This is a genomic window from Granulosicoccus antarcticus IMCC3135 (genome assembly GCF_002215215.1).
In the GTDB taxonomy this organism is placed as follows: Bacteria; Pseudomonadota; Gammaproteobacteria; order Granulosicoccales; family Granulosicoccaceae; genus Granulosicoccus; species Granulosicoccus antarcticus.
On sequence record NZ_CP018632.1, the window covers coordinates 2,904,870 to 2,931,701 of the forward strand.

The window sequence follows — 26,832 nt, forward strand, 5'->3', positions numbered from 1 at the left end:
GGGCTCAAGGCAGGCTGACAATACCCAGTTTTACCACTTCCTTCGGTTGGGCGGCTACGACTCGGTTGCGCCCTTTGTGCTTGGCCTCATACAGCCTGTCATCGCCACGTTTCGCCCATGCAGCCCAACTTTCGTCCTGGAGGTGTTCTGCCACGCCTGTGCTGATTGTCACTGCTGAGTTGATGCCGTAATCGTGTTCGCCAATCTGTCGCCGTATTCTTTCGGCTGTTTCAATGGCCGCACGTTCATTGGCATTGATGAGAATGACCGTGAACTCTTCACCGCCCATGCGAAAGACATTGTCCTCTTCACGCAGGGCGTTCTTTAGTAGCAGGCCGATCTGACTGAGAACATAATCGCCCACTGCATGACCGTGATGGTCATTCAATTTCTTGAAATTATCGACATCAATCGCCAACAGGCTGATTCGCTTGCCGTGTTGTTCGTGCTCATGGACAGCTTGTTCCATGCGTTTGGTGTAGGTCAGTCGATTCAGCAGCCCGGTCAGTGGGTCCAGCGTCAATTGCATTTCCAGCATGCGGCGTTGATCGTCAATCACCCAGACCAGTATGGCTGCAAAGATACTGGTGGCTACCAACGTGGTGGTCACACGAAAAGCGTAGGTGGGGTCAAGTGTTAGCCAGACCATGGGCAATGCCAACAGCAAGATGACGGCATTGGCGAACCAGGCCCTGCGCTCGGATAACATGCAGTATGCCGCCAGCACAATGGGGTAGCACCACAGGCTGGCAATGAGGCCGTCCATCTGGAAAATACTCGTCATGAAAACCATGCCGGCGGGTATCAGGCCATATTGCGTCAGTCTCTGATGACAGCGACCCTGCAGGACAATCCAGGCGTTGGCGCTGAGAATGAAGACGACGCAAAATGCACCAATCCCAATTGCCAGCTCACCTTTCAGCAGATCAAGAAGAACGGCAGGCAGTAACAGCAATACCGCTGTTATTGCGACTCCTAACGTTGCCTTGGATCGGAAATCCGACCCGGTTTCCTCTGTGTCATGACTGAATATTCGCGGCATTGCCCACCTTTTCCCTGTAACTTACTGCGCCCTCTCTCGTGTCCTGATCCTGGACAACGGGCTCACTGCTTTGGGTAGTAAAGCAGTAAAAAGGAGCTAGCAGACGTTATTTGGATTAAATCATGAGTAGTTGGTAATGTTTTCCTACACTGTAAAACTAACGGATAGCCACGTATCCTGATCAAAAGTATGGTTTTGTAAAAAAGTGTTCGAATTTATGGCGTCAGGCACGGTTTGTACCGTCGCCGTCACAGTGATGTATTACTCTGAAATCCTGGATATGGAATCTATCCAGACGTTAGAAATCAATTAATTTCCGTGCTGAAAGAGGTAGCGAGCTTGATTCAAGAAAACGCGTCAGTGAGTGAAACATCAGCCGAAGAGGCTGTGCAGGTATCGGCGTTCCGGCATCGGCACGCCCACCTGATGACCGCCGGTGCGTTGGCATGTCTGGAGAGAGCCAGTAAAGCACTTGATGAGGCTTTGTCAGATCTGGTAGCGCGTGACCAGCAACTTTTCCGATTGCGTCTGGCGCGCTGGTTTCAGAACCTGTATGACGGACTTTTGCCGGTTTATGGTCAGCGTGAAGATTTTGACGACTTCATGCAACGGCTGGTGCTGCTGATGGCACATTACTACGTAATGCGACCTGAAGAGCTCAAGGTCCTTGATGTCGAGCGTGATCTGGAGCCTGACTGGTTTCAACACGAGAGCATGCTGGGGTACGTTTTCTATGTAGAGCAATTTTCCGGTCGCCTGGACAAGGTTCACGATCATCTCGACTATCTGGAAGAGATGGGAGTCAGCTACGTACACCTCATGAAGGTCATGCAGTCACGTGAGGGCGAGAATGATGGTGGTTATGCTGTCACCGATTATCGAAAGGTTGATGCCGCATTGGGAAGCAATGAGGATCTTGAAGCCTTGTGCACCAAATTCCGTGCTCGTGGCATGTCGGTGTGCATTGACCTGGTGTTGAATCATTGTGCACAGGAACATCCCTGGGCAAAGGCGGCCCAGGCAGGTGACGAACGTTATCAGCAATACTTCTATATGTTCGAAGACCGTGTCTTGCCCGATGCATTCGAGCGCACGTTGCCCGAGGTTTTCCCCGAATTTGCCCCGGGCAATTTTACTCTGGATAAACAAAGCGGCAAATGGGTATGGACGACCTTCAATCATTTTCAGTGGGATTTGAACTGGTCGAATCCGGAAGTCTTTCTCGAAATTGTCGATGTCATGTTCGAGCTTGCCAATCTGGGCGTCGAAGTCTTCCGCCTTGATGCGGTTGCATTCATGTGGAAGCGCATGGGGACCGATTCTCAGAATCAGGAAGAGGTCTTCGATCTGATGCAGGCTCTTCGAACCTGCTCGCGCATCGCCTCGCCAGCTGTTGCACACAAAGCGGAGGCCATCGTTGCCCCTGATGACCTTATTCGCTATTTCGGTGTTGGGCGTCATCATGGCAAAGTGTCAAATTTCGCCTATCACAATTCTTTGATGGTGCAGTTCTGGAGCTCGTTAGCCAGTCGGGATACGAAACTGATGACACAGGCCTTGAGCGAGTTCCCCAGAACGCCCAGTTCCATTGCCTGGGGCACTTATATACGCTGCCATGATGATATCGGCTGGGCCATCGCCGATGATGATGCGGATGCGGTGGGACTCAATGGCGCCGCGCATCGTCAGTTTCTATCCAGTTTCTACTCTGGAGAGTTCCAGGGCAGCTTTGCCCGTGGGGGTGTTTTCCAGTTCAACAGGCAGAACGGAGATCGGCGAATCAATGGAACCCTGGCGAGCCTGTCCGGCTTGGAGCAAGCCGTCGAATGGGGCAATGATCAACTGATCGATCTGGCTATCGAACGTATTCTGCTGGGCCATGCACTCATATGCGGCTTTGGTGGTATTCCCTTGATTTACATGGGGGACGAGCTTGGCTTGCTGAATGATTACAGCTACTCGGACAATCCCGAGCACGCAGCCGATAGCCGCTGGCTGCATCGTCCCGTGATGGACTGGGACAAGGTGGCGAACCGGCATGACACCGAATCGATTGAAGGCAGGCTCTACACCGGATTTTCCCGCATTGTGGCGACCCGTCGCAAGACGGCTCAGTTGAATGCCAGATATGACACCGATATTCTGGATGTCGGTCACCCGCATCTGTTCACTATCGCCAATCGGCACCCTCAGGGAACACTGGCTTGCGTCTATAACTTCAGTGACAGTACGCAACATCTTAATGTTCAGCCACTCTATGAAAGCGGTATCGTTGAGCTGTACGATAAACTGACGGGGCGGGAGATCAGTGTCAGTAATGATGTTATTGAGCTGGCTCCCTATGCGCGGTTATGGTTGATATGAATTTACGCTCAGGGAAGCAGACATGAACAACAAGACAATACTCATTACCGTTGCCGGCCCTGATCGACCGGGCATGGTCAGCGCGCTTGCTGAAGTCGTTGCGGGTCACGACGGTAATTGGCTGGAGAGCCGAATGGCCAACCTGGGAGGCCAGTTTGCCGGAATACTGCGTGTCGAGGTGAATGAAGCTCGCCAGGAGGCACTGCTGACAGCCGTGCAATCTCTGGACTCCGCCTCATTACACGTCACACTACTGCCTGTTGAAGATGCGGTTGCGCCGACAACAGGCCGTGATGTCGAGCTGGAGCTACTTGGTCAGGATCAGCCGGGCATCGTGCGCGACATCAGTCGTGTTCTATCTGATGTGGGTGTCAGCGTGCAGGCCTTCGATACCTTTCTTGAAGAGGCATCCATGGCAGGTGGCATGCTTTTTCATGCTCATGCCCAACTGAGTGTGCCAACCAGTCTGAGCACCGAGGAATTGCATGAACGTCTGCAGGAGCTGTCTGACAGTCTGATGATCGATATCAACCTGGCAGATCTGGAGTAGCGGAAGCGGTACGACGCCGCTACTGTTTAGGTAGCGGATGTCTCTAGGGGGAATGGCTGCGTATCAAGGGATGGAGGTTGCAGTCCACGGCCACCACTGTGGCAAAGAAGTTTATGAAGATTTGATCAGTTAGTTGGAGCTATCGCATGCCGCAAGAATTTGCGCGTCGAACAATCCAGCATTTTTCAAGGCTAGGAACTGTTCTGTAGTGCATGACGTGAGCGGTTTTACGACTTCTGGCTTAAGAGTTCGGTCGTCTTCAACAATTGCAGGTGTGGTAACCGTTCACGGTCCTGCATGCGGGGTGTAGGAACCGCAACTGATTCTTTCAGCTAGTCGCTAACCGAGGCGCATCAAACGGGAAGCGCACTTTCACCTCGCCCTCAATCATCGACTGGTGACACGCGATGCGGATAAACTGATAGCTTGAGATCCCTATCCGTTGTGCAGTGCCCACGATGCTCAGTATCAAAGGACGAAACTGATCGCCTTGATACGATTGAGTGGCAAAACTCAACTTGCGCCAGATCACATAGGGCCGAAGCGCACGCTCAGCGCTATTGTTGTCTAGCGGGATTCTGTGATCTTTGAGAAAGGTCCAACACATCGATTCTCGCTTGAGAAGATGTTGGCATTGACGTTTGGTTCGCCCATCGATTCGTAGCCGGGCACCTCGCTCCAGCGTCTGGTGAAAGCTGCGGCGTAGTCGCTGCATTCGCCGGTAATAAACGGCCTCGTCGATGAGTTGATCTTGCCATCGATGTCGGGTGCGGATAACCGCGTGGGCAAGTAATAAAAGTCGGCGTCCGATCTTGCCGCCATTGCTTACCCGTCCAGCAATATCGATGAATTTTCGAATCAGGTGCGGCCAACACAGTTGACGACGATTTTCCGGTACACGGTTATAACCCACGTAGTCATCAGTGACCAAATACCCTGTGAATTCGCCTAACAGCCTATCGGCAGCCTCTTTGCCGCGCGAGGCCTGTGTCAGGAAATAGCAAGCTTGGACACACACTAACGACCACAGCCAACGGCACTCATTGCCGCGAAAATGCCGTGTTTCATCGGCATGCGCCACGGGTTGTTGGCGAACAAAATCGCCAATCTGTCGGTACGGGTCGCCTAATGCGCTCGTCGCTTTTGCCTGAGCCTGAGAGATGGCACCGAGACTGAAATGCAACTGCCAGTGCTCAACCAGATAATCCTGAATATTACGAATCGACAAATGATAACGCCCGGACAGATGAGCGATAAGTGCCACCAGATTGGGGCCCATCTGCCCCGAAGGCACGCTATCGGGAGTCTGGGCGCAATGATGTTTGCCACACCCGTTGCACTGCCCACCGAACAGCTGATGCTCAATCACTGAAAAACGCACCACCGGGATATCAAACACCTGGTGACGACAGCGTGGCTCGGGATCAACAAAAATAGAGCCACCACAGCCACAGGCCGCGGTCGGAAAATAGCGCTGAATCTGATCGACATCACTTTCGGGTACCAGCGGGCGTTCGTGCTTTTCATGACCCGGCTGCGCACCCTTTCGTTTTGTAGATTTGGGTTTCTTTTTTCGGTTGGCTCGTTGCGAGGTGGAGTCTGAAGAGGGTGGACGGGAGGAGTTACGCGAGCTTTTGCCCATGCGTTCGTTCAGCTCTCGAACCTGTTCAACAAGCTCCTCATTCTGCGCTTTAAGATCTGAGGTTATCGATTCTAACTGACCAACCACATCCCACAATTGCTCGATCTGAGTGCGAGCCTCATCAAGCGTTTGGGGTGGATTTGATAGATGAGGATCGGGCACGATGATGGCTAATAAACTCGCGGGGCCTTTTCTTCAGAATAGCCTACATAGTCAGAAAACGCTATTGCAACGCCGTGAACGCTTACGCAGGTGTGTTGGTTTCTAATTGCTCTGAACTCAATAGATTAATCGCATTGAAAATAGCAGGGTTGAGCAATATTTTTCCTAGCGCGTCACCTTTGGCCTTTTGATACCAGCGTCCGGTTTTTCGTTTTGCACCAGAGCCAGGGTCCGGGTTAATTATAGAATTAGTGCCCTTAACATCTTCCTGAGCGACTATTTGGCCGGCCTGATCAATCACTTTAGCCCTTAGATCGTAATGAAGTAAGCCGGTGCCAACAGCGGGAGTGTCTGTCTTCCATTCGTAAAATTGAATGAATAAGACAGGGGAGCGGGTTGACTCGTCTAACGCTACGGATAGCCCATCTTCATCGATACCTATTGACTTTCTTTTGATGCCGAATATTGAAGATTCGTCTTCTATGAGAAGACTCACGTATTCGATAATATCGTTCGATGCGCTGACAGGGCCGGATTGGCTATATGGTATGCCAAATAAAGATCTGGTGAGTCCGTAGAATAATTCCGTTTTGTTTCCAGAGAGCACATATGGCCTTTGGTCTTGAGAAGCTACGATCAAAGGGCTACTTAATTTGTAAGTTTTCTCGTAAGTAGGTTTCAGTTCTTTGTAATAAGGATCCCAAGCAGTCGTACTACAGCCAGACATGGCAATCAGAATTGTGGCAAGCAATACAAAATTTCTCATTCCCTTAACCTTGTCCGAATTCATAGTTCTTTCGTAGGAGTCAGCTGTTTCGATGGTGAGAATGTCGCAGCACTTGCAGTTGTCCCTTTTTACTTTTTCTGGCTTTTGATGGAAGAACATTTGTCAGTGCCGCCCGGTCTTTTCAGGCAGCAAGCCGCGCGGACTGAATCGCAGGGTGAGCAATAGAATGATGCCCATGGTCATCAGTCGCATATGCTGTGCAGAATCAATAAGGTGCGAACGCAGAGCATTGCCTTCACCCATTTGCGATGTCAGTACATCCATCAACCAGATGCCCATGGGTTCGGACATGATCCAGAAGAACCAGATCACGAATCCACCCAGTACCGCGCCCCAGTTGTTGCCTGAACCACCGACGATGACCATGACCCACACCAGAAAGGTGAATCGCAGCGGCTGGTAACTTGAGGGGGTCAACTGACCATCAAGCGTTGTCAGCATGGCTCCTGCAATACCCACGACGACGGAGCCCAGTACGAATACCTGCAAATGTCTGGCGGTGATGTTCTTGCCCATGGCATTGGCCGACACTTCGTTATCGCGGATGGCTCGCATCATGCGGCCCCAGGGAGAGCGAAGCGCTTTTTCGGACAAGTACAGAATGATCAGCAATACAACGGTGAACAGGCCGGCATAACAAAGCTTGACGAAGATACTGGAGAAGGCAACCGGGTCAGTGTCAAATCGACCAGAGAGCTGGATGAACCAGTCACTTTGCTGCAGATTGATTTCGTAGGGCACGGGACGCGGCAGTCCAACAACATTTTTTACGCCACGTGTCATCCAGTCCTCATTCTTGAGCATGGCAACGATGATCTCTGAGATACCCAGTGTGGCGATCGCCAGATAATCGGTACGCAGTCCCAGTGTGATCTTGCCGACCACCCAGGCCGCCGCACCTGCCAGTATGCCGCCCAGAGGCCAGGCGAGCAGAATAGGCAATCCCATACCGCCCAGGTAGCCGGATGTTGCCGGGTTCACTTTCTCGATGGCATCAGTGGCCGGGTCAAACAAGCTACGCATGATGAAGTAGCCGCCAATGCTGATTAGTACGACAATGGCTGTGCGAAAGGGCCGGCCTTTCATTTTCCGGTAACTGAATACAGCGGCAACCACCGTAGCAATCAAAGCCACAATTCCTGTGAAGATGCCAAAGCCTCCTGCTGACCATGCCTCGTGTACCGGCGGCATGGAAACCACGATGGCAGCCAATCCACCCAATGCTGCAAAGCCCATGATGCCGGCGTTGAACAGTCCCGCATATCCCCACTGCATATTCACACCCAGGGCCATGATGGAGGAGATGATGCAAAGATTGACGATCGACAGCGCCAGGTTCCAGCTCTGGAATTCTCCTACCAGAACAATCAGGGCTGTCATTATCAGAAAATAGATGACGTTGCGCATCGAACTCATGTCCCTGTCCCCTTGAAGATTCCGTTAGGTCTGATCAGTAATACCAGCAAGAGAATCATGAAACTGACAGCGAATTTGTAGTCGGTTGACAGCAGTTGAACCAGACCATCAGGGACCCAGTCGCCGGGGATCATATAGGCGACGACCCGTTTGTAGGCATAGGTGATCATGATCTCGGAAAAGGCGATGACAAAACCCCCTGCGATGGCACCCAGTGGGTTGCCCAATCCACCCACGATGGCCGAGGCAAAGATGGGTAGCAATAGCTGAAAATAGGTGAATGGCTTGAAGGACTTGTCGAGGCCGTAGAGTGTGCCTGCAATGGTCGCCAGCGCGGCAGCCAGAATCCAGGTGATGGCAACCACCCTGTCAGGATTGATGCCAGAGAGAAGCGCCAGGTCTTCATTATCTGAGTAGGCACGCATCGATTTGCCAGAGCGGGTTCGGTTGAGGAACCAGAACAGCAGTGCCACAACGATAACCATGGTCACTACCGTGATGCCCTGTGATGCCTTGATGGAAACACCTTCGCTCAGGCCGGTTAATTTCTTGAATTCGCCCGCCTTGATGATGAAGCGTTCGCCATCGGCAAAGTTCTGATCATCCGGTCCGATGATGAAGCGCACGACGCCGTTGGTGACGAACATGATGCCGACCGAGGCTATCAGGTAGATGACAGGGTCAGCTCGCTTGTGTCGATAGAAGCGATAGATGACGCGATCGGTCAGTAGCACATAAGCGGCGCAGAAAACAATGCCGAACGGCAAGGCCAGCAGTGCTGTTGGCAACGGGCCCAGGTGGAGCCCCATGGATTGAAACCACCAGGTGAACAAGATGGTGACCATGGTGCCAAAGGCCATGGTGTCGCCATGCGCAAAGTTGGAGAAGCGCAGAATTCCGAATACCAGTGTGACACCCAGCGCTCCCAGGGCGAGCTGACTGCCGTAGGCCAGTGCAGGTACCAGCACGTAGTTTGACAACAAGGCCAATGCATTTAGCAGTTCCATGATCAGCCTCCCAGAAAGCTCTTGCGGACTTCGGGATCGTTCATCAGTGCCTGCCCGGTATCGGTAAAACGGTTTCTGCCCTGGACCAGAACGTAGCCTTTGTCCGCTATATTCAAAGCCTGGCGTGCGTTCTGCTCGACCATCAGGATCGACAGGCCGGTGCGGGCTATATCGATAATGAGATCGAAGAGTTCGTCCATGACAATGGGGGATACGCCCGCCGTGGGTTCGTCCAGCATCAGCAGTTTGGGCTGGGTCATGAGTGCACGGCCGACGGCGACTTGCTGTCGTTGTCCGCCGGATAGCTCGCCGGCATTCTGCTTGCGTTTGTCGCCCAGGATAGGGAACAGGCTGTAGACCTCTTCAATGGTCTTGTTGATGTCATCGCGGCGCAGAAAGGCGCCCATTTCCAGATTCTGTTCAACCGACATGGACGGGAACACATTGTTGGTCTGTGGCACAAAGGCCATGCCTTTGGCGACGCGATCCTGTGGGCTCAGCTTTGTGATGTCCTCACCGTCCAGAAACACATTGCCCGTATGGATGTTGAGCATACCGAACACGGCCTTCATGGCCGTGGATTTACCCGCACCGTTGGGGCCGACGATAACGGCTATTTCGCCTTTTTCGACAGCGATGGTGCAGTCATGCAGGATGTCGACACTGCCGTAACCGCCGGTCATGCCTTGCGCTAGCAGAAAGCTCATTTAGCCACCTTGTTTTTCAGGCCTGTGCCCAGATAAGCTTCGATCACGTGTTCATTTGCCTTGATCTCAGCCAGTGTGCCTTCGGCCAGTACGGCGCCTTCGGCCATGACGATGACCGGATCGCACAGCTTGTCTATGAAGTCCATATCGTGCTCTATGACGCAGAAGGTATAGCCACGTTCCTGATTCAGACGAATGATGGCATCGCCAATCGTATTCAGCAAAGTGCGGTTTACACCCGCGCCTACCTCATCCAGAAACACGACTTTGGCATCGACCATCATGGTTCGGCCCAATTCCAGAAGTTTTTTCTGGCCGCCCGACAGGTTGCCCGCCAGTTCATCAGCGACATGGGAGATCTCGAGAAAATCGATGACCTCTTCAGCCTTTTCCTTGACCTTGCGTTCCTGCTCCTGAACCTTCTTGCCATGGAACCAGACGTCCATCAGTGTCTCGCCGGCCTGGGCCGGAGGCACCATCATGAGGTTTTCGCGAACCGTCAGTGTCGAGAACTCGTGGGCTATCTGAAAGGTTCTGAGCATGCCTTTGTGAAAGAGCTCATGTGGCGGTAGTCCAGTGATATCTTCACCATCAAGCAGTACCGTGCCAGAGCTGGGTTTATGCACTCCTGCAATGACATTGAACAGGGTGGTCTTGCCAGCGCCATTGGGACCGATGAGTCCGGTAATGGAGCCTTTGCGTATTGCCAGAGATGCCTGGTTGACGGCTGTAAAGCCACCAAACTTCTTGGTCAGGTTGTCTACCTTGATCATGATTATTCTGTGTCGGGCGCCAGTTCCGGGTAGGTGGTCTCAGGGTGCTTGTCAGACAGGAACAATAAAAAAGGGCAGCCAATGAATTGGCTGCCCCTTAGTCTGTCAAAGCACCTTGCATGGACGTCGTCGGACAATGCCTGTTGGTCTCGCAAAACACGTCGACAACAGGCAAGGGATCCTAGTGATAACCAACCGTGGATATCGCGCCGTCCTTGATCTCGATTTCGCGATAGTTGCCTGCACTTTCACCAGCGCCAATCAATTCGACGTTGGAGGCACCGACGTAATCAACGTCACCGCCATCGGCAAGAATCTCCAGAGCCTTGCCCAGCTCACCCGGATAGATTTTTTCACCTGGTGCATTGGCGACACTCATGATGGTGTCCTTGTATTTCTGTGGATCAGTGGAGCCCGCTGCCTGCATGGCCAGCATGATCAGAGCGGCGGCATCATAGCTTTCAGCTGCAAAAGGTGATGTGGCATCGTAGCCGTCCTTCGCCAGTTCAACCAGCTTGCCTGCACCTTCGCTGTCTGTTCCCGGAGCTTGTCCGAATGAGCCATCCAGATCGGATCCGATAGCCTCTGGCAAGGCTGTGCCAACCATGCCATCGGGCAATACGAAGGTATCAAATGCGCCAGTGTCCAGAGACGCCTGAATCATGCCTTTGCCGCCTTGGTCAAGATAGCCTGCAACCACCAGTACTTCGCCACCGGCAGCGGCCAGAGCTCCAACTTCTGCCGAGTAGTCAGCCTTGCCATCTTCATGGGAAGTGCTGATGGTGACCGATCCGCCAGCTGCTTCGAATGCTTCCTGGAAGGAGTCGGCCAGACCCTTGCCATAGTCGTTGTTCGTGTAGGTGAGGGCGACTTCATTAAAGCCGCGGCTCATGATGATGTCGCTCATCACTACACCCTGACGAGCATCGGAAGGTGCTGTACGGAAGAAAAGGCCATTGTCTTCAACTGTTGTCAAAGACGGGGAGGTGGCCGATGGGGACACCATCACCATGCCATTTGGAACGGCAACATTGGTCAAAGCGGCTGTGGTTACACCCGAGCAGTCACCACCGACAACACCGGCGACCTTGTCAACGGTAATGAGGCGTTCGATGGCTGAGCTGGCAGCAGCTGCATCAATACAAGTTGTATCTGCACGCACAGCGGTAACGGTACTGCCGTCGAGTAATTTGCCGGAAGCACTGACTTCTGCAACGGCTAGCTCGGCACTGGGCGCCATATTGGCAACCAGCGACTCAAGAGGGCCTGTCAAGCCCAGAAACACACCAATCTTGATCTCTTCTGCTGATGCAGCTGCACTACCCAGACTCATGGCTACGGCAGTACTGATGAGAAGTTTCTTCATTTACTGTGGCTCCTGCATTTGTGAGGTTTCGGGAGGACAGCACCTTCGTGAACGATGCGTTTCCCATTGGTCTTGTTTCGGTTTTCGCCTGACTACATACCGACTGTACCCAACCGGTTTGGTATGTATCGTCATGAAACTTTTTCCAAGATGAGCAGAGTATACCTTCGAGAATTGGAACAAGGTTCCGTCCGCACTAAATTCCTTTGCGTGGGAGCCTGATTATTCACCCGGTTTGTGACGTAGTCAGTCGTCGAAGTAGTCTGCGTGATCCCGCTGCACATGATCCACGGTGCTATCGAGTCGGTGTTGATGCCGGGTGGTCACTTGGCAAAGGCGTTCGATATCCTTGTCTTGCAGGCTGTTCAGAATGGCGTGGTGATCGGTCAGTATTTGTCTTGCCGCCTCGACATCCGTCAGAGCTAGCAGGCACAGACGATCTACCTGCATCTTGCATTGCTGAATGATGTCAACTGCCATCAGACAATCAGCCGCGGTGCAGAGCAGGTTGTGAAATGTCTTATCCAGCGCGTTGAATCGATCCAGGCTGCCGCTGTCCAGAACGGCATTTTGCTGTTCAAGATTCTGTTGAAATTGTTCATCGAGTTCACCGTGGTAAAGCTCGCAGGCGCGCCGCGCTATTTCCAGTTCCACTGAGAGACGTGTAAAGCGAGCCTGCTTGATGGCAGATCTGGATATGCGACGAACGATGGTGGCCTTTTGCGGTTGAATTTCCACCAGCTTCAGGTGATCCAGCCGAATCAATGCTTCGCGAACTGGCTGTCGGGAGACACTGTACTGGCGAGCCACATTGGCTTCGGAAAGTTTGGTTCCCGGCACCAGAGTCAGATTTTCAATATCTGTACGCAGCAGATCAAACAACTCGTCAGCGGTCGTTCTGCGTACCTGGTTGATATCCAGGTTAGAGCTGTTCATGCGTTATCCCGTTCAGTTGTGAAATCAGCGATTAGTCGTCGACACTTTACCATTGCGATTATTGTGCTTACATCTTATAAACTACCATACAAGATTATCTGCAGTAGCTTGCAGCCTATCGCAAACTGGCCGACGACTCAACTTTTGAGGGTGCCAGCTCAGAGTCTTCATTCATGACAGGCACTAATCTCGACATCAATGGCGGGCTGTTGTTCTCTTGATACTCGACGGCATCAAGGTTTGCTGAGCCCTTAGAGCTGCAGTTCAACCGCTGCCCGAGTATCATCATGCTCGGGCAGCCGTTGCCCTGTTGCCGATCGACTGTAAATATAAATGAATAGTGGAAGCACAGGCAGCATGCCTGGACCTTGCGATGGATTCCGGTTGCATCGCTGGCCGCGGGTTCAGAACGACCCTCTGCAGGCCTGGGATGCGGCAGATGAATTTGTTCTGCAACATGTCGCTACGTTGGAACTGCCACAATCGCCCCGTGTTCTGTTGATCAATGATTCCTACGGTGCGCTGGCGACCTGTCTGCACCACTACTCACCCGTGAGCTGGTCAGATTCGAGTTTAAGCCATCGTGCAGCCGCCGAAAATCTGCTGAACAACGATATCGACACACCCTTGAGAGCTTTGCCCTCTACCGAGGCGCCTCAAGGGATGTTTGACCTGGTGCTGATACGGGTTCCCAAAACGACTGCTTTGCTCGAAGACCAGCTAGCACGACTGCGTCCCCATGTGCATGCCGGTACGATCATCGTTGCTGGCGCCATGATCAAGCATCTGCAAAAATCGGCCTTTGCCTGCTTCGAACAATATCTTGGGCCAGTGACAACCTCATTGGGTGTCAAGAAAGCACGTTTGATATTTGCAACAATCGACGAGACTCTGGCGGCGCCCGAATCGCCCTATCCGACGCAGTTTCATGATGCTGAGATGCAGATTGCCCTGTTCAACCATGCCAACGTGTTTTCCCGAGATCATCTGGATCACGGTGCCCGCTTTCTGCTCTCCCAATATGATCAGCTGCCTCGGGTTGATGACGCAATCGATCTGGGTTGTGGCAATGGTGTTCTGGGAATCAGGTTGCAGCAGCGCCAGCCCGAGGCAAAAGTTCAGTTTATCGACGAGTCCTACTCGGCGGTGGCGTCTGCCATCTTGAATTATCAGACATTGATTCCGGGCGAGTCATCGGAGCTTGAGTCAGGAGTTGGGTCAGAGACTGAATCCGGATCAGCGCCGAGCTTTGTGGTGGCCGATAGTCTGGAACATCGCGCAGCCGAGTCGACCAAACTGGTGCTCTGCAATCCACCATTTCACCAGCAACACGTACTGGGGGATCGAATCGCTCAGGCTATGTTCCTCGACAGTAAGCGTTGTCTGGAGCAGGGCGGAGAGCTCTGGGTGGTATCAAACCGGCACCTTGACTACGGCTCGAGCCTGCAGCGTCTTTTTGGTCACTGCAGGACCGTTGCCTCCAACAAGAAATTCGTGGTTTTCAGGGCTGTGAAGCGCTGATAAGCGTGGATTCAATGCTCGTTCAACAAGCGCCACAAGACATTGGCAATAATGTCTGCGATTGCGGTCAGATTTGATCTTGTGTAGTGCTGCTCTTTCTTGGCATCGACGACGATATAACCCAGATGACTGGAGCCTGCGCACAAGGGTTCCAGTATGAGAGAGCCGACGATATTGTATTGCAGGTAGTCCCCTGGCAGAACGTCAGCGCTGGGGAACAAGGTATCGGTGTCAAGGCTTGAGTTGGGAGGGTATTGATATAAAAGCCTGGCCATCTCGTCCGGCTGATTACCACTCTGTTTGTAGAGGCAGATGAACCAGGCATTGACCGTGGATTGTGAGGGCGTTGACTTTAGAACAGTCAGTAGCTCGCCCATGTTGTTTACCCGGTTCAGGCTGCTTTGCATTCGGTTGACACTCTCAAAGTGCCGTTCGTTCTCCAGTTTGATTGCATTCTCGACGTTCCAGATCGTTGTCTGGATCTGTCCCAGAATCGAGGCCGTATGCGCCAGGGCATCGGCAGACAGACCTTCGCTGCCATGCAGCTGCAGGTTCGTTGTTAATTGCTGAAGCAAGTGGCGCCACCAGTAGATATGCGCAGGTCGATTGTGCAATTCGAGTAAGGCAGTATGCAGGCGTGTGCCGCTGTAATCTGCACCATTGACCAGCATGGAGACCACATCGCTGACGACGATCTCGGGGTCCAGGCCATCGGGTGTCTCAAGGTTCTTCAAACTACGTAACAGTGATTCACGAAATTCCATTGCCTCGAAGACTCTGGGTGTCGGCACATGACGTCTGGTTGGTAGCAAGGCGGGTTCGGTTGATCCACGAATCACGAGTTGCGCTGGTGGGCAAACCGTCGTGTTGTCGGCACTGAGGAAAATACCGGACTTTATTTGAGTCAGCAAACTCTCTACAGCCAATCCGCAGAAGCTGTCCATCGAGTATTTGACGCTGGTTAGCGATGGCCCCGATGAGGCTGTCTCCGAACGGTTATCAAAACCAGAGACAATAACGTCTTCGGGAATTCGTAATCCGTGCTTGGTGAGTGCATGAATGGCGCTCTGTGCCATCACATCATTGGCGGCAACCACCGCGTGAATGTCGTGTGTTCGCTTCAGTAGCTTATCCATTGCATAATAGGCATCAACGCCTTGAAAGCTGCCATCGATAAACAATGATTCATCAATGGCGATCTGATGTTTGTTCAATGCGTTGCGAAACGCAGCTTCGCGTGATTGCGAGTTGGGGCTGTTGGCATAGCCACGAATGAAGACAAAACGTCGGCGTGATGGATCTTGAGTCATATGATTCATCAGCTGTGTCACGAGTGCGTAATTGTCCATGGAGACGCATGACAGATTTGCTACTGAAGAGCCCAGGCAGACGATGGGCTTATGGGTGAATCGTTGTGCAAATTCAGCTAATTGTGTTGCATCAGCATGGTTGCCAACTGCGCTGCTGAGAACGACAAAGCCTGCAACCGGAAAGTCTCTCGCCAGGGTATAGATTGCATTGCGGGACACAGGTCTGCTGGAATCCCAATCAGCAGTGGGCCTGAGAGCTCCACCACAGGCATAGAGCAAACCATAGCCTGAGCGTTTGAGCAGGCGATGCATGCTGGCCACGATTGGCTTCTGGTAGGTAGAGTATTGATCGCCGATCATGGCAATGAGTGGTCGTGCTTGCATCGATTTTTGAATGTCCGGACTCCGTTCAAACATTTTCGGTCTGATTTAAAACGCCTCGAACTGCGAGTAACAAGGCTTCACTGTTAAAAGGTTTTTGTAGATGCGGGTGCTGCTGTCTAAGTTTCTCTGCTCGACTGGTGCTGCCTGTAATGAATAGAGCAGGGATGGATGTACCCTGACTGATGATCTTGTCGTAGGCCTGATAACCATTCATGCGTGGCATGATGACATCAAACAGGCACAAGTCGATCTGGCCATGATAAGTACTCACAATATTGATGGCATGCTGACCATCGTTCGCAACAAGTACCCGGTAACCTGAGGAGGTTAAAAACGACTTGGCTAAATCCCGAATGGCAATTTCATCTTCGGTCAGCAAAATGGTTTCACCGTTACCTGTCAGTTGCAAGATAGCAGCTTTAGTGTCTTCTACAAGAGTGTCGGGTGGCAAGGGAAAGTCGATATGCATTTTCGTGAATTTGCCAGGTTGAGTCTCTATGCTCACCTGCGCACCGTGTTTTTGTACGATGCCATAGACTGTTGCCAGGCCTAGTCCGCAGCCTTCACCGACTGGTTTGGTCGTATAAAAGGGCTCGAACGCACGTCGTAGCGTTTGTGTGTCCATGCCGTATCCGGTATCGCTGATAGTCAGGCGAGTTCGCAAGCCCCTGGTTTCTTCATGATCTGATGATGGCGGAAATTCAATCATGCTGGTTGCGACAAGAATGGTTCCACCTTGGCTCATGGCGTCCCGTGCATTGATAACCAGGTTGAAAAAAACTTGCTCTATCATGCGCTTGTCGGCATTGACACGGGAGGTGCTCAGATCCAGATCATGTTCGATTCTGATATCCGGGCCCAATAGCCTTGAGACCATGGGAGTCACGCCCATGATCAGTTCGTTCAAGTCAATAAGCGTAAATTCAGTCTTTTGTCCACGGCTGAACGTCAATAACTGATTGACCAGGGTGCCGGCTGCATCGGCTGCATCTTCTATTCTGTCCAGCGCTGTATCAATCGATGTCGATTGGTTTTTTTGATTTCTGGCCAACTCCACGTATCCCAGTATGATTTGCAAGTGATTGTTGAAATCATGTGCGATGCCTGAGGAAAGCTGGCCTAATGCTTCCAGACGCTCTGAATTCTGGATACCTTGTTCCCGTTGCCTCTGGTTGCCTTTGCGAAAGCTGACAGATGCGTAGGCCAATAACAGAATGGCCATATTGGCAATGAAGCCGTGTGCTGGAATCGGTTGGACGAGGGGAATATCCAGTCTCAATAAATTCAGCGTTGCATCGATAAATATAAGTAGCAAACCGGCGGCAATCGGCAGTCGGACTCGTCGACGGCTGCCCACCAGCGAGAGAATGACTGCGACCATCAGAAGAGCCGCTGAACTACCGTAGACGAACCAGCTTTCAGATGTTTCCGAGAACAGCAAGGCTGTATTGTTGGCACTGTCATTCAACCAGCTTGGAGCTGCTACCAGATAGGCGAGCGAAAGCATGGACAATGACAGTGCCAGATAGCCTTGATAACTTGTACGAGACTTGAGCAGCAATTGTAGAAAGGCGGTAGCTATCAGGATCCGGCAGAGAGAGACCAGCAAGGCTTGCAAGGGTGGCCAGAACGGCAGGAGTAGGTTGGCATGAACCATATCCTCGATGAGCAAGGCATTGACGGTGAAAAGCAGCAGCTCTGTCAGAAAGCAGAATGCAATGCTGTTTAACAGGAATCGGTCACCGACTTGCCGATGTTGTTTCTGGCTCAACCTCTCATAGACGAAGAAACCTCCCCACAAGATCATGCCGACGAAATAGGGTATCAGGGTATAGTGCACGTCCTGATGAGAACCGAATGGCTGATCAAGCGCATTCAGCGGAATATTGACTTGGTTGGCCATTGGGCTTTATGACGCACGCGCGTAGAATATGCAACATCTAATGGGTAATCACTTGCTTCATAAACTCTGCGTGTGACTCTTTCGTTCGCTGGTAATCAAATGATTATCTGAAAAATACTGGCTAATCAAGCTGTAATAAGCTGATTAGCCGGTTGAGTGATCAGTCGCAGGGTATCCAGACTAGTGTTACATCATCAATGCTGATATCGGCTTTTTCAAGACCGATAATCAGTGTTGTTATCTCACTGGCCTTGTCCGACCACTCATTCTGTATTTCGAACAGATCCTCACCGAGCGAGTCTTCGAGTTGGTCGCGATCTTCCAGAAGCTCGTTGTAGCGGTTCTCAGCCGTTTTCAGACGCTCTTCGGCGCGAGCTACCAAACGTCCCTTGCTTTGACTGCGTCGCAGGCCTCCGGTGATGATGGAGCGTGTACTGCGCCTGCCACCCAGTAACCCACCCAGTAGTCCACCGGCGATATCCATGACTTGCGTGGTGCGTTGATCTTTCTTGCGGCTAGCTGCATCAAATTGCAGTTCTCGAAGCTTATCTTCAGAGACCTCGATAGCTGCATTGATGCGATCTGTTTTTTTGGCCAGTATCTGGCGAAGTTTGTCTGCGTCTTTATCTGTCTGTTCGTCGGCCACAAGCTGACAACGCATTTCAAAATCTGCCTGACTCTCGCCTATGCGTGAGAAGACTTTCAGAGCAGGGTTGTGAAAAAGCTCCACTTCCTGATTTCTGTAAATATGATCCTTGATGATTTTTTTTGCCGAAGTGAAATAGGTTTTGTTCTGAATCTTTGCATCCGGCAGTTTATAGATCGCTTGTTCGGGAGCAGCGCGTCTCAGATCGCGATCATCGAAATCGACAAGCAAGGCATCGTCGCCGTCAATAACCCTGGATAGTGGTGTGAATATGGCTTCCCATTCGACTTCATGTCGCAGTTTGGACTTGGTGTCGTCAAACAGCATATGTACCCGCACCGCGATGCCAGCCTCCAGGCGCTTGCCACCTGCGGATGCGCCGATGATGTCAGCATAAGGGACGGCAGGATCCAGATAGCGAACCGGGGCTGTGTCTGCAATTCGTGGCGCAATGGCACTTTCATTGTCTGCCAGCTCGACAACTGCGGAGTCCTCGTGACTTGCACCAGTCCCGTTGTCTGAGCTGCGACGGGTGACTGCCTGTCGCTTTTCCGGAGGTGTCAGTAGACTTATCTGATCGCGAGTCAAGGGGCCAGCCAGATAAGACATGGCCCAGCGAGTATGGAACGATTGGGGTTGTCTGGTACGCGTGGAATGCAATACGAATTCACGCTTTTCCAATCTGGATATGCTGTCACTGATGGCTTTCAGATCGACGGCCCCGTCCGAGGAACCCATGCCGTCGAGCAGGCGTTGTTTGTCCCGTTCAGTTTGCAGTCGACCGATCATCCAGGTGCCCGCATTGGAGATTGCCTTGTAGTCTATATCCACCGGGTTTTGTGTTGATAATACAAGTCCAACACCAAATGCACGGGCTTGTTTGAGAATCGTCAGGATTGGTTTCTTCGAAGGCGGTGCTCCGACTGGTGGCACATAACCAAACACCTCGTCCATATAGATAAGTGCGCGCAAGTCACTGGTACCCGGTTGCGCCCGCATCCAGGTAACCATCTTTGAGAGTAGCAGCGTTACGACGAACTGCCGTTCTTCCTCAGACAGGTGAGACAGGCACACGATGGCTGCCTGTGCCTTGCCGGTATCGGAATACAATAATTTCTGTATATCCAGTTCCGGCCCTTCATTCCAGCTGGCAAAAGAAGGTGAGGCCGCCAGGCCATTGAGCTTCATGGCCAACTTGACTCGATCACCGGGAGGGAAGAATGTATCCAGATCAATGACGCCCAGTTTTCGCATGGGAGGCTGTTGTACTAGCCCGATCAACATGCCCAGATCCAGATCACGGCCCTGGCTCCAGTTCCAGTAGATGATATTGGACAGGAGTATGTGTTCGCGGCTGCTCAAGGGGTCGCTCTGGATGCCGATCAATCCCAGAATGGAGGAGGCGAATCCGTCAATCTCGTCTTGCATGGCCTCGGGGTCGGTACCTTCGGCCGGGGCTTTGAGCGTGCCGATAATATTCAGCGGTATACCGGCAGTGGAGCCTGGTGTATAGATTGAAAAGTCGGCTTTTTCATGCAAGGCTTTGATGCGTGCCGGCTCGATGCCGGCTTTTTGCAGTCCCGACTTCCAGAGTTCGGCCTTTTCGTAGGCCGCTGTTGGCAAGTCACCAGCGGCTTCAGATTCGCTGATCCAGGGCATGAAATCGGTGGGCAGGAGACTGGGAAAACTGAGCAACAAGTTACCCATGTCACCCTTGGGATCAATGATCAAGGCAGGTGTGCCTGCTTGCAGGGCCTCTTCGAGTAAAACAACGCCAAGGCCTGTTTTGCCTGATCCGGTCATGCCAACGATGACCCCGTGGGTAGTCAGATCGGAAGCTTTGAGAAACAGCGGCTGATTATCTGTCTCGTTGAGGCCGAGATAGTAATGGCCGGCAGGTGTTTCCATTGACATGCTGCTGTGTCCAAGGGTAATGAGCGATAGCGTTAACTATAGCAATCAGCACTGCATAACGCCGGACTAGCGTGAGGTGCCCAGACGTTCCTGATTGGCCAGGACACGACTATTGGACGGGTAAGCCAGGCGCTGACTACTGTCGATGAATGCCTCGTTGACAGACTGACATGGGTTAGCACTCCAGCAGGCGCTCATGATGTCTACCCACAGCTGCATGGGGGTCTGACTGATGGCGACAATGGTTTCGCTCAAGGCTTCGTGCTTTTCGGTGATCATCTGTTGCATTTCCCGAGAGGCTTGCATCGGATCGCTGATCCATAACCAGGGCATCGCAACCAGTCTCAGATTGACTACGTCAGGTGAGCCCGTTGCCAGACGAGTCCAGGGCTCGAGCATGGAGTGGTAGACGGCGTAAGGCGATGTGATTTTGGGCATGGATTGTCGAGTCGGTTTTAAGTCAGTTGAATCGGGGTCAATGTGAACGAGTAGTAGCGATTTATGTTACATCGCTTGTATTCGGGCTGCGCAACAGAGAGGAAATTTGGCATGATTATTTACGTTTACGCGTTTGATCTATATCAGGATCTGTGAGGATATAGTGCAATAGCTATGCCTCGAGGTTCATAATCAGGCCTGTTGCCTGAACCGAAGCCTGATTGCATGGCGTTGAAATCCAAATTGCTTGCCGGTACGATTTTTCTTCTGGTGTCTCTGGCATTTTTGTTCTGGATACGCCCTTGGTCGAGTAACGCCGCTATCGAGACACCGCTCTACGGCAATGTCGATGTGCGTGAATTGCAACTGGCGTTCCGCACCAGTGGCCGTTTGCAGAGCATGAATGTCGAAGAAGGAGATCTTGTCGCTACCGGGGACTCTCTGGCCAGTCTGGATAGTGGGCCTGCTGAGGGCAATGTGAAAATAGCCGATGCCGAGCTGGCACATGCCGAGGCGCAACTGGCCAGTATTCGTGCAGGGTCCCGACCACAGGAGATTGCCCAGGCACGCGCGGCAGTCAGGGATGCTCAGGCGGCATTTGATGATGCGCAGCGCGGGGCGGAACGACAGGCTCAGTTACTGCGAACGCAGAGTACGAGTCGTACTCTGTTAGAGAGCGCCCAGACTTTAAGAGAAAGTGCTGCCGCCAGGCTGGTCTCTGCAGAAGAGGCACTTGCATTGGCTGCCGCGGGTGCTCGTCCGCAGGATATCAAGGCGGCAGAGGCGCTCGTTGCTGTTGTTCAAGCCCAACGAGACCAGGCGGCCCGAACCTTGGCAGACACGGTATTAACTGCACCAACGGCAGGAATCATAAGTACCCGTATATATGAGCCAGGTTCCATGCTCGCAATTGGTCAGTCGGTTTATACATTGGCGTTGACCGATCAGCTTTACGTGCGTGCTTATGCTGAGGAGCCCATGCTTTCGAGTATTGCCCCCGGCACCCAGGTCAGTATTCATACGGACAACGGCGCTCGCTACACCGGCCAGATTGGTTTTATATCGCCAAGCGCTGAATTCACGCCTAAAACGGTGCAGACCCCTGAGCTCAGAACGTCACTGGTCTACCGTTTACGCATTCTGGTCAAGGATGCCGATCAAGGCTTGCGACAGGGAATGCCGGTGACGATTGTATTGCCTGATGTCATGCCGTAGCCATGACCCGGCAAATAACCGAACTAGCCCCTGACTGTGGCCATGAACCGGCTATCGTAATCCGGGGAGTGGTCAAGCGTTTCAAGTCAGTGACGGCTATTCGACAACTGGATGTCGACGTGTTGCCTGGTCGATTGACCGGTCTGGTAGGGCCTGACGGGGCTGGCAAGACGACCCTGCTACGCATGCTGGCAGCCTTGATGGCCCCGGATGAAGGGCTTGTTCGGGTCATGGGCCATGATGTGGTTACAGCTGCCGAAGCGGTGCACTGCTGCATCGGTTACATGCCACAACGTTTTGGTCTCTATGAAGATTTATCGGTGGCGGAGAACCTGAAACTCTATGCGGATCTCAAGGACGTCGCTGTCAGTGAGCAGTCTGAAGTATTCGACAGGCTCTACGATTTCACCCGACTGAAACCCTTTGCCGCCCGACGTGCTGGAAACCTGTCAGGTGGCATGAAGCAGAAACTGGGACTCGCTTGTGCATTGATGGGCAAGCCGGATGTGTTGCTTCTGGATGAGCCCAGTGTCGGCGTGGATCCGGTGAGTCGCCAGGAGCTGTGGCGCATGGTGCAGGAGCTGGCTGGCGATGGTATGGCAGTGATCTGGGCGACAGCCTATCTGGATGAGGCAGAACGCTGCGAGTCGGTGTTGTTGCTTGAACAAGGTTCCTTGTTATTTGCAGGTGCGCCGCAAGAACTGACGTCAAGGCTTGCAGGCAGAAGTTATCGCGTTGTCGGCATTCAGGGGGACAGGCGAGCACTGCTGAGCTCGGCACTGGCACTGCCTGCTGTTTGTGACGGCGTTATTCAGGGCGATAGCGTTCGTCTGGTCCGTACGCCAGTGGCCGATCAGTCATCGTTACAAAGACTGGCCGAGCAGGCAGGTGCACGACTTGAGCCTGTTTTATCGCGTTTCGAGGACGCCTTTATCGATTTGTTGGGCGGTGGGCCGGATGGACATTCGCTAATTGCCGAGCGCATGCAAACCGTCGATACGCAGCGTGATGTCATGGTTGAGTGTTCGCATCTGACTCGTCGTTTTGGCGATTTTGTGGCGACAGATGACGTCAGCTTTTCTGTTAAAACCGGAGAAGTATTCGGCTTGCTGGGTCCCAATGGGGCAGGCAAATCGACAACCTTCAGAATGCTTTGTGGCTTGCTGCGCCCCAGTGAAGGTGTAGCAAGGGTTGCAGGTCATGATCTGGTAGCTGCACCGGCCATGGCGAAATCACAACTGGGTTATATGGCTCAGAAATTCTCTTTGTATGGCTTGTTATCTGTCCGGCAGAATCTGGATTTTTTCTCAGGCGCCTATGGTTTACGTGGCCCGTTGCGTCGGCAGAGAATCGAAGAGATGATCGATTCCTTTCAGTTGGGTGATGTGCTGAATGTGTCGCCTGAGAGCTTGCCATTGGGTTTCAGGCAGAGACTTGCACTTGCCTGTGCTCTGATGCATCGGCCCAGTGTGCTGTTTCTGGACGAGCCAACATCGGGTGTGGATCCGGTCACTCGCCGTGAATTCTGGACGCATATTTCAGGGCTGGTCAAGAAGCGCGTCACCGTGATGGTCACGACACACTTCATGGATGAAGCTGAGTATTGCGACCGGATTGCCTTGATGCAGAATGGGAAGCTTGTCAAGCTTGATACACCTGATGCATTGAAGGCGATGGTTGTCAGCGAAACACTGCCTGAGCCGACGATGGAGGAGGCGTTCATTCGTCTGGTAGGCAAAGAGCGCGGTGGAGTAGAGTCATGAGCAGGAGACGTCGCCTGCGTGCACTGGTCCACAAGGAGTCGATACAGGTACTGCGTGATCCATCCGCGTTGCTGATCGCACTGGTGATGCCGTTTATATTATTGTTTCTCTTTGCGTATGCCGTCTCGCTTGATGTGAAGGGTGTACGGTTTGGTGTCATTATCCAGAGCGAAGGTCCTGCCTCAACTGACCTGCTTGCAGCCTTTGAGTCAAGTGAGTGGCTGGATGTCCGGGTGGCGCATGATCGCAGGGAGTTGGAGCCTCAACTTCTGGCAGGGGACATTCGCGGCATGCTGGTGATACCTGCGGATTACGAAGCGCAGTTTGCAACGGCGCCCCGGGACATCACCCTGCAGTTAATCACTGACGGCTCACAACCGAACACAGCTACCTTTGTCTCAAATTACGCCCTGGGTATCTACAAGACGTGGTTGGCATCTTATCCTGGTGATGAGATGGGCATGCCTGCAGCGGCCAGTCAGGCCTTGATAACTGCCGAGCCGCGATTCTGGTTCAACCCCGAACTGGAGAGTCGACGTGTTCTGCTGCCAGGGGCCATTGCAATCATCATGACGATGATCGCCACCTTGTTGACCGCCCTGGTGGTATCGCGAGAATGGGAGCGGGGCACCATGGAAGCCCTGCTGTCTACACCTGCGAGTACAGCAGAAATTCTGCTTGCCAAACTGGCGCCTTATTTCATCCTGGGTCTGGCTGCAACGGTGGTCTGCACATCGGTCAGCCTGATGGTTTTCGAGGTGCCTCTGCGCGGCTCTTTGACAGCCTTGTTATTACTGTCGATAGTTTTTCTCCTGCCGGCACTGGGTCAGGGATTGCTCATATCGGCGATTGCCAGAAATCAGTTCATTGCCGCTCAGATTGCCTTGATCACGGGTTTTCTGCCTGCTTTTCTGCTGTCCGGATTTTTGTTCGAGATTGAAAGTATGCCCTTGCCAATCCGTGCCCTGACGACATTGGTATCTGCGCGTTGGTATGTTGAGGGCTTGCAAACCGTGTTTCTGGCGGGCGATGTCTGGTGCCTGTTGGGAAAAGACATGTTGATCCTGGCATGCCAGGGTGTCGCGCTGGTACTTCTGGCCGTCTGGTTTTCACGGCGAGGACTTGATGAATGATGGCATCGTTGAGTCGCTTGCAGACATTGGTTATCAAGGAGCTGCTGAGCTATCTGCGGGATCCGCGCACTCGCCTGATATTGATAGCTCCACCATTGATGCAGCTGTTGATCTTCTCGTTTGCCATTACTCTTGAGGTTCGGAATGTGAAAGTGGCCGTGCTTGATCTTGATGCCGGAGACTACGGCACACGATTGGTTCAGCAGCTTGATGCAACCCCGTTTATTACTGATGTCATTCTCACGCGCTCAATCAAGGAGCTTGGCGCAATGATAGATGAACGCAAGGTGCTGCTGGGTTTGGTCGTCGCTGCTGATTTTTCGCGTGAAATCGGCAGAGGCAATCCGACTGGAGTGCAATTGTTGCTTGATGGTCGTCGTGCCAATGCCGCGCAAGTCGCAAGCGGTTATGTGACCAGTATTGTGGCAGCCCTTGCCAGTGATGTGATGCCAAAAACCGTGCAAGCAGGTCTTAGGGTACGTCACTGGTTCAATCCAAATCTGTTGTATTCCTGGTTCATCGTGCCAAGCCTGTCCGGGGTGCTGGCCTTGCTGATAGCCATGCTCGTGACGGCATTGTCCATTGCACGTGAACGAGAGCTGGGTACCTTCGAACAATTACTGGTATCACCGATATCGGCCACCGAAATAATTATTGGCAAGAGCCTGCCAGCGGTTCTGATCGGTTCCGTACTTGGCACTGTCATGGTGCTTGTCGGTATTCTCATTTTCCAGATACCCTTCACCGGCAATCCAGCTTTACTGGCCGTGACGTTGCCCTTATTCATACTCTCAGGGGTGGGCATCGGCTTGTCGGTATCTGCGATCAGCAAGACACAACAGCAGGCCATCCTGGGGGCCTTTGCGATTATCGTTCCGGTGGTGCTGACATCCGGTTTTGCCACGCCGGTGGAGAACATGCCTCAATGGCTACAGTTTCTATCGATTGGTAATCCATTGCGATGGTATCTGGTGATAGTGCAAGGCTTGTTTCTGAAGGCGTTGCCCGCAGTCGACGTGTTCCGTAATTTACTGCCTTTGCTGTGCATCGCAGGCGTCTCTCTGAGCGTTGCTGTCGTGCTGGTACGCCGAAGGCTGGAATAAACCAAGGATAAAATCAAGGATAAGCCAAGGCAGACAGGGAAGGGAACTCATGCGGCTGCATGATAGTCTGACGCCTCAGCTGAGACCCTTTCCGCAACATCGCAAACAGGTAACTATGATCGAACTCTATACGTGGGGCACGCCTAACGGCCGCAAGGTGTCCATCGCTCTGGAAGAAATGGGCTTGGACTACACAGTCCATGCAATCGATATAGGCAAAGATGATCAGTTTGCGCCGGAATTTCTGAAAGTCAGCCCCAATAACAAGATTCCTGCCATCCGTGACGGTGATACGACGGTCTTTGAGTCGGGTGCTGTTCTCATGTATCTGGCACGCAAGTCAGGCCAGTTTCTAGCCGCAGAAGGCACGCCGGAATACTGGAAATGCATGGAGTGGTTGATGTGGCAGATGGGTGGGTTTGGTCCCATGCTGGGGCAGGCGCATCACTTCCTGCAGTTCAATCCGGGTACCTCGGAATATGCTGAAAAACGCTATGGTACCGAGGCACTTCGTCTGTACGGTGTGCTGGATCGACAGCTGGCAGAAACGGCTTATGTTGCTGGTGATTCACTGACAATCGCAGATATGGCGATCTGGCCGTGGGCATCACGATACGAATTTCAGCGTATTGATCTGAATGATTTCGCCAACGTCAAACGCTGGTATCTGGAACTGGCAGATCGTCCCGGATTCCAGCGCGGTTATGCCCAGCCTTCCTCGGCTCAGGCAATACCGATGCCCAAGTAGTC

The 26,832-nt window shown here is 52.6% G+C and carries 21 protein-coding genes; 8 read left to right on the forward strand and 13 right to left on the reverse strand.

Going from position 1 to position 26,832, the window contains the following annotated elements; all coding sequences use genetic code 11:
- Nucleotides 1–4: 4 nt before the first annotated feature.
- Nucleotides 5–1,042, reverse strand: a complete 1,038-nt coding sequence (locus IMCC3135_RS12610) for a GGDEF domain-containing protein (RefSeq protein ID WP_088917939.1) — start codon at nt 1,040–1,042, stop codon at nt 5–7.
- A 360-nt stretch (nt 1,043–1,402) separates the two neighbouring features.
- On the opposite strand from IMCC3135_RS12610, the gene IMCC3135_RS12615 reads away from it, so the two are divergent.
- Together IMCC3135_RS12615 and IMCC3135_RS12620 are read left to right on the forward strand one after the other, a co-directional pair.
- Nucleotides 1,403–3,406, forward strand: coding sequence for an alpha-amylase family protein (locus IMCC3135_RS12615; RefSeq protein ID WP_205738022.1), 2,004 nt, complete (start codon nt 1,403–1,405; stop codon nt 3,404–3,406).
- 22 nt (nt 3,407–3,428) lie between these two features.
- A complete protein-coding gene (locus IMCC3135_RS12620) occupies nt 3,429–3,956 on the forward strand; it encodes a glycine cleavage system transcriptional repressor (protein ID WP_088917940.1) in 528 nt (175 codons plus the stop codon).
- 328 nt (nt 3,957–4,284) lie between these two features.
- On the opposite strand, the gene tnpC is transcribed toward IMCC3135_RS12620, so the two are convergent.
- The 8 genes from tnpC to IMCC3135_RS12660 all read right to left on the reverse strand — a co-directional run bounded on the left by tnpC (nt 4,285) and on the right by IMCC3135_RS12660 (nt 12,752).
- On the reverse strand, nt 4,285–5,760 hold the full coding sequence (gene tnpC, locus IMCC3135_RS12625) for an IS66 family transposase (protein ID WP_088917941.1): 1,476 nt from the start codon (nt 5,758–5,760) through the stop codon (nt 4,285–4,287).
- 82 nt (nt 5,761–5,842) lie between these two features.
- Nucleotides 5,843–6,646 (reverse strand): hypothetical protein, encoded by an 804-nt coding sequence (locus IMCC3135_RS12630; RefSeq protein WP_088917942.1) that lies wholly within the window; start codon nt 6,644–6,646, stop codon nt 5,843–5,845.
- A gap of 3 nt (nt 6,647–6,649) precedes the next feature.
- Nucleotides 6,650–7,963: a branched-chain amino acid ABC transporter permease gene (locus IMCC3135_RS12635; protein ID WP_088917943.1), complete on the reverse strand. Its 1,314-nt coding sequence runs from the start codon at nt 7,961–7,963 to the stop codon at nt 6,650–6,652.
- Complete coding sequence (locus IMCC3135_RS12640; RefSeq protein WP_088917944.1) at nt 7,960–8,970, reverse strand: branched-chain amino acid ABC transporter permease; 1,011 nt, start codon at nt 8,968–8,970, stop codon at nt 7,960–7,962. The genes IMCC3135_RS12635 and IMCC3135_RS12640 overlap by 4 nt, the downstream gene beginning before the upstream one ends.
- A 2-nt stretch (nt 8,971–8,972) precedes the next feature.
- Entirely contained in the window at nt 8,973–9,677 is a 705-nt protein-coding gene (locus tag IMCC3135_RS12645) for an ABC transporter ATP-binding protein (RefSeq protein ID WP_088917945.1), read from the reverse strand.
- Nucleotides 9,674–10,450, reverse strand: a complete 777-nt coding sequence (locus tag IMCC3135_RS12650) for an ABC transporter ATP-binding protein (RefSeq protein ID WP_088917946.1) — start codon at nt 10,448–10,450, stop codon at nt 9,674–9,676. Before IMCC3135_RS12650 ends, IMCC3135_RS12645 begins: the two co-directional genes overlap by 4 nt.
- A gap of 181 nt (nt 10,451–10,631) precedes the next feature.
- Entirely contained in the window at nt 10,632–11,816 is a 1,185-nt protein-coding gene (locus tag IMCC3135_RS12655; protein WP_088917947.1) for an ABC transporter substrate-binding protein, read from the reverse strand.
- 246 nt (nt 11,817–12,062) lie between these two features.
- Nucleotides 12,063–12,752: a GntR family transcriptional regulator gene (locus tag IMCC3135_RS12660; RefSeq protein ID WP_088917948.1), complete on the reverse strand. Its 690-nt coding sequence runs from the start codon at nt 12,750–12,752 to the stop codon at nt 12,063–12,065.
- A 357-nt stretch (nt 12,753–13,109) separates the two neighbouring features.
- On the opposite strand from IMCC3135_RS12660, the gene IMCC3135_RS12665 reads away from it, so the two are divergent.
- The gene (locus IMCC3135_RS12665) at nt 13,110–14,273 is read left to right on the forward strand and encodes a methyltransferase (protein WP_088917949.1); all 1,164 of its coding nucleotides are present in this window, start codon (nt 13,110–13,112) and stop codon (nt 14,271–14,273) included.
- Nucleotides 14,274–14,284: 11 nt separating this feature from the next.
- Here the strand turns inward: IMCC3135_RS12665 and IMCC3135_RS12670 are convergent, their stop codons facing one another.
- The 4 genes from IMCC3135_RS12670 to IMCC3135_RS12685 all read right to left on the reverse strand — a co-directional run bounded on the left by IMCC3135_RS12670 (nt 14,285) and on the right by IMCC3135_RS12685 (nt 20,868).
- Complete coding sequence (locus tag IMCC3135_RS12670) at nt 14,285–15,967, reverse strand: LacI family DNA-binding transcriptional regulator (protein WP_157735948.1); 1,683 nt, start codon at nt 15,965–15,967, stop codon at nt 14,285–14,287.
- A gap of 25 nt (nt 15,968–15,992) precedes the next feature.
- Nucleotides 15,993–17,870 carry an ATP-binding protein gene (locus IMCC3135_RS12675; RefSeq protein WP_088917951.1) on the reverse strand — a complete coding sequence of 626 codons (1,878 nt, stop codon included), beginning with the start codon at nt 17,868–17,870 and terminating at the stop codon, nt 15,993–15,995.
- Nucleotides 17,871–18,030: 160 nt separating this feature from the next.
- A complete protein-coding gene (locus tag IMCC3135_RS12680) occupies nt 18,031–20,430 on the reverse strand; it encodes an ATP-binding protein (RefSeq protein WP_088917952.1) in 2,400 nt (799 codons plus the stop codon).
- Nucleotides 20,431–20,496: 66 nt separating this feature from the next.
- Nucleotides 20,497–20,868 carry a hypothetical protein gene (locus IMCC3135_RS12685; RefSeq protein WP_088917953.1) on the reverse strand — a complete coding sequence of 124 codons (372 nt, stop codon included), beginning with the start codon at nt 20,866–20,868 and terminating at the stop codon, nt 20,497–20,499.
- 225 nt (nt 20,869–21,093) lie between these two features.
- Between IMCC3135_RS12685 and IMCC3135_RS12690 the strand changes: the two genes are divergently transcribed.
- The 5 genes from IMCC3135_RS12690 to IMCC3135_RS12710 all read left to right on the forward strand — a co-directional run bounded on the left by IMCC3135_RS12690 (nt 21,094) and on the right by IMCC3135_RS12710 (nt 26,830).
- Nucleotides 21,094–22,083, forward strand: a complete 990-nt coding sequence (locus IMCC3135_RS12690; RefSeq protein WP_088917954.1) for an HlyD family secretion protein — start codon at nt 21,094–21,096, stop codon at nt 22,081–22,083.
- Nucleotides 22,084–22,085: 2 nt separating this feature from the next.
- Nucleotides 22,086–23,846, forward strand: coding sequence for an ATP-binding cassette domain-containing protein (locus IMCC3135_RS12695; RefSeq protein WP_088917955.1), 1,761 nt, complete (start codon nt 22,086–22,088; stop codon nt 23,844–23,846).
- The gene (locus tag IMCC3135_RS12700; RefSeq protein WP_088917956.1) at nt 23,843–24,979 is read left to right on the forward strand and encodes an ABC transporter permease; all 1,137 of its coding nucleotides are present in this window, start codon (nt 23,843–23,845) and stop codon (nt 24,977–24,979) included. Before IMCC3135_RS12695 ends, IMCC3135_RS12700 begins: the two co-directional genes overlap by 4 nt.
- Nucleotides 24,976–26,082, forward strand: a complete 1,107-nt coding sequence (locus IMCC3135_RS12705; RefSeq protein WP_088917957.1) for an ABC transporter permease — start codon at nt 24,976–24,978, stop codon at nt 26,080–26,082. The genes IMCC3135_RS12700 and IMCC3135_RS12705 overlap by 4 nt, the downstream gene beginning before the upstream one ends.
- Nucleotides 26,083–26,197: 115 nt before the next feature.
- Nucleotides 26,198–26,830: a glutathione S-transferase family protein gene (locus IMCC3135_RS12710; protein ID WP_088921823.1), complete on the forward strand. Its 633-nt coding sequence runs from the start codon at nt 26,198–26,200 to the stop codon at nt 26,828–26,830.
- Nucleotides 26,831–26,832: the final 2 nt, after the last annotated feature.

Coding starts and splice junctions, on each gene's coding strand:
- IMCC3135_RS12665 (WP_088917949.1), top strand. CDS start 13,110: ATGCCTGGACCTTGCGATGGATTCCGGTTGCATCGCTGGCCGCGGGTT.
- IMCC3135_RS12700 (WP_088917956.1), top strand. CDS start 23,843: ATGAGCAGGAGACGTCGCCTGCGTGCACTGGTCCACAAGGAGTCGATA.
- IMCC3135_RS12650 (WP_088917946.1), bottom strand. CDS start 10,450: ATGATCAAGGTAGACAACCTGACCAAGAAGTTTGGTGGCTTTACAGCC.
- IMCC3135_RS12630 (WP_088917942.1), bottom strand. CDS start 6,646: ATGTTCTTCCATCAAAAGCCAGAAAAAGTAAAAAGGGACAACTGCAAG.
- IMCC3135_RS12670 (WP_157735948.1), bottom strand. CDS start 15,967: ATGCAAGCACGACCACTCATTGCCATGATCGGCGATCAATACTCTACC.
- IMCC3135_RS12655 (WP_088917947.1), bottom strand. CDS start 11,816: ATGAAGAAACTTCTCATCAGTACTGCCGTAGCCATGAGTCTGGGTAGT.
- IMCC3135_RS12640 (WP_088917944.1), bottom strand. CDS start 8,970: ATGGAACTGCTAAATGCATTGGCCTTGTTGTCAAACTACGTGCTGGTA.
- IMCC3135_RS12710 (WP_088921823.1), top strand. CDS start 26,198: ATGATCGAACTCTATACGTGGGGCACGCCTAACGGCCGCAAGGTGTCC.
- IMCC3135_RS12675 (WP_088917951.1), bottom strand. CDS start 17,870: ATGGCCAACCAAGTCAATATTCCGCTGAATGCGCTTGATCAGCCATTC.
- IMCC3135_RS12645 (WP_088917945.1), bottom strand. CDS start 9,677: ATGAGCTTTCTGCTAGCGCAAGGCATGACCGGCGGTTACGGCAGTGTC.
- IMCC3135_RS12695 (WP_088917955.1), top strand. CDS start 22,086: ATGACCCGGCAAATAACCGAACTAGCCCCTGACTGTGGCCATGAACCG.
- IMCC3135_RS12635 (WP_088917943.1), bottom strand. CDS start 7,963: ATGAGTTCGATGCGCAACGTCATCTATTTTCTGATAATGACAGCCCTG.
- IMCC3135_RS12705 (WP_088917957.1), top strand. CDS start 24,976: ATGATGGCATCGTTGAGTCGCTTGCAGACATTGGTTATCAAGGAGCTG.
- IMCC3135_RS12690 (WP_088917954.1), top strand. CDS start 21,094: ATGGCGTTGAAATCCAAATTGCTTGCCGGTACGATTTTTCTTCTGGTG.
- IMCC3135_RS12610 (WP_088917939.1), bottom strand. CDS start 1,042: ATGCCGCGAATATTCAGTCATGACACAGAGGAAACCGGGTCGGATTTC.
- IMCC3135_RS12620 (WP_088917940.1), top strand. CDS start 3,429: ATGAACAACAAGACAATACTCATTACCGTTGCCGGCCCTGATCGACCG.
- IMCC3135_RS12685 (WP_088917953.1), bottom strand. CDS start 20,868: ATGCCCAAAATCACATCGCCTTACGCCGTCTACCACTCCATGCTCGAG.
- IMCC3135_RS12660 (WP_088917948.1), bottom strand. CDS start 12,752: ATGAACAGCTCTAACCTGGATATCAACCAGGTACGCAGAACGACCGCT.
- IMCC3135_RS12680 (WP_088917952.1), bottom strand. CDS start 20,430: ATGTCAATGGAAACACCTGCCGGCCATTACTATCTCGGCCTCAACGAG.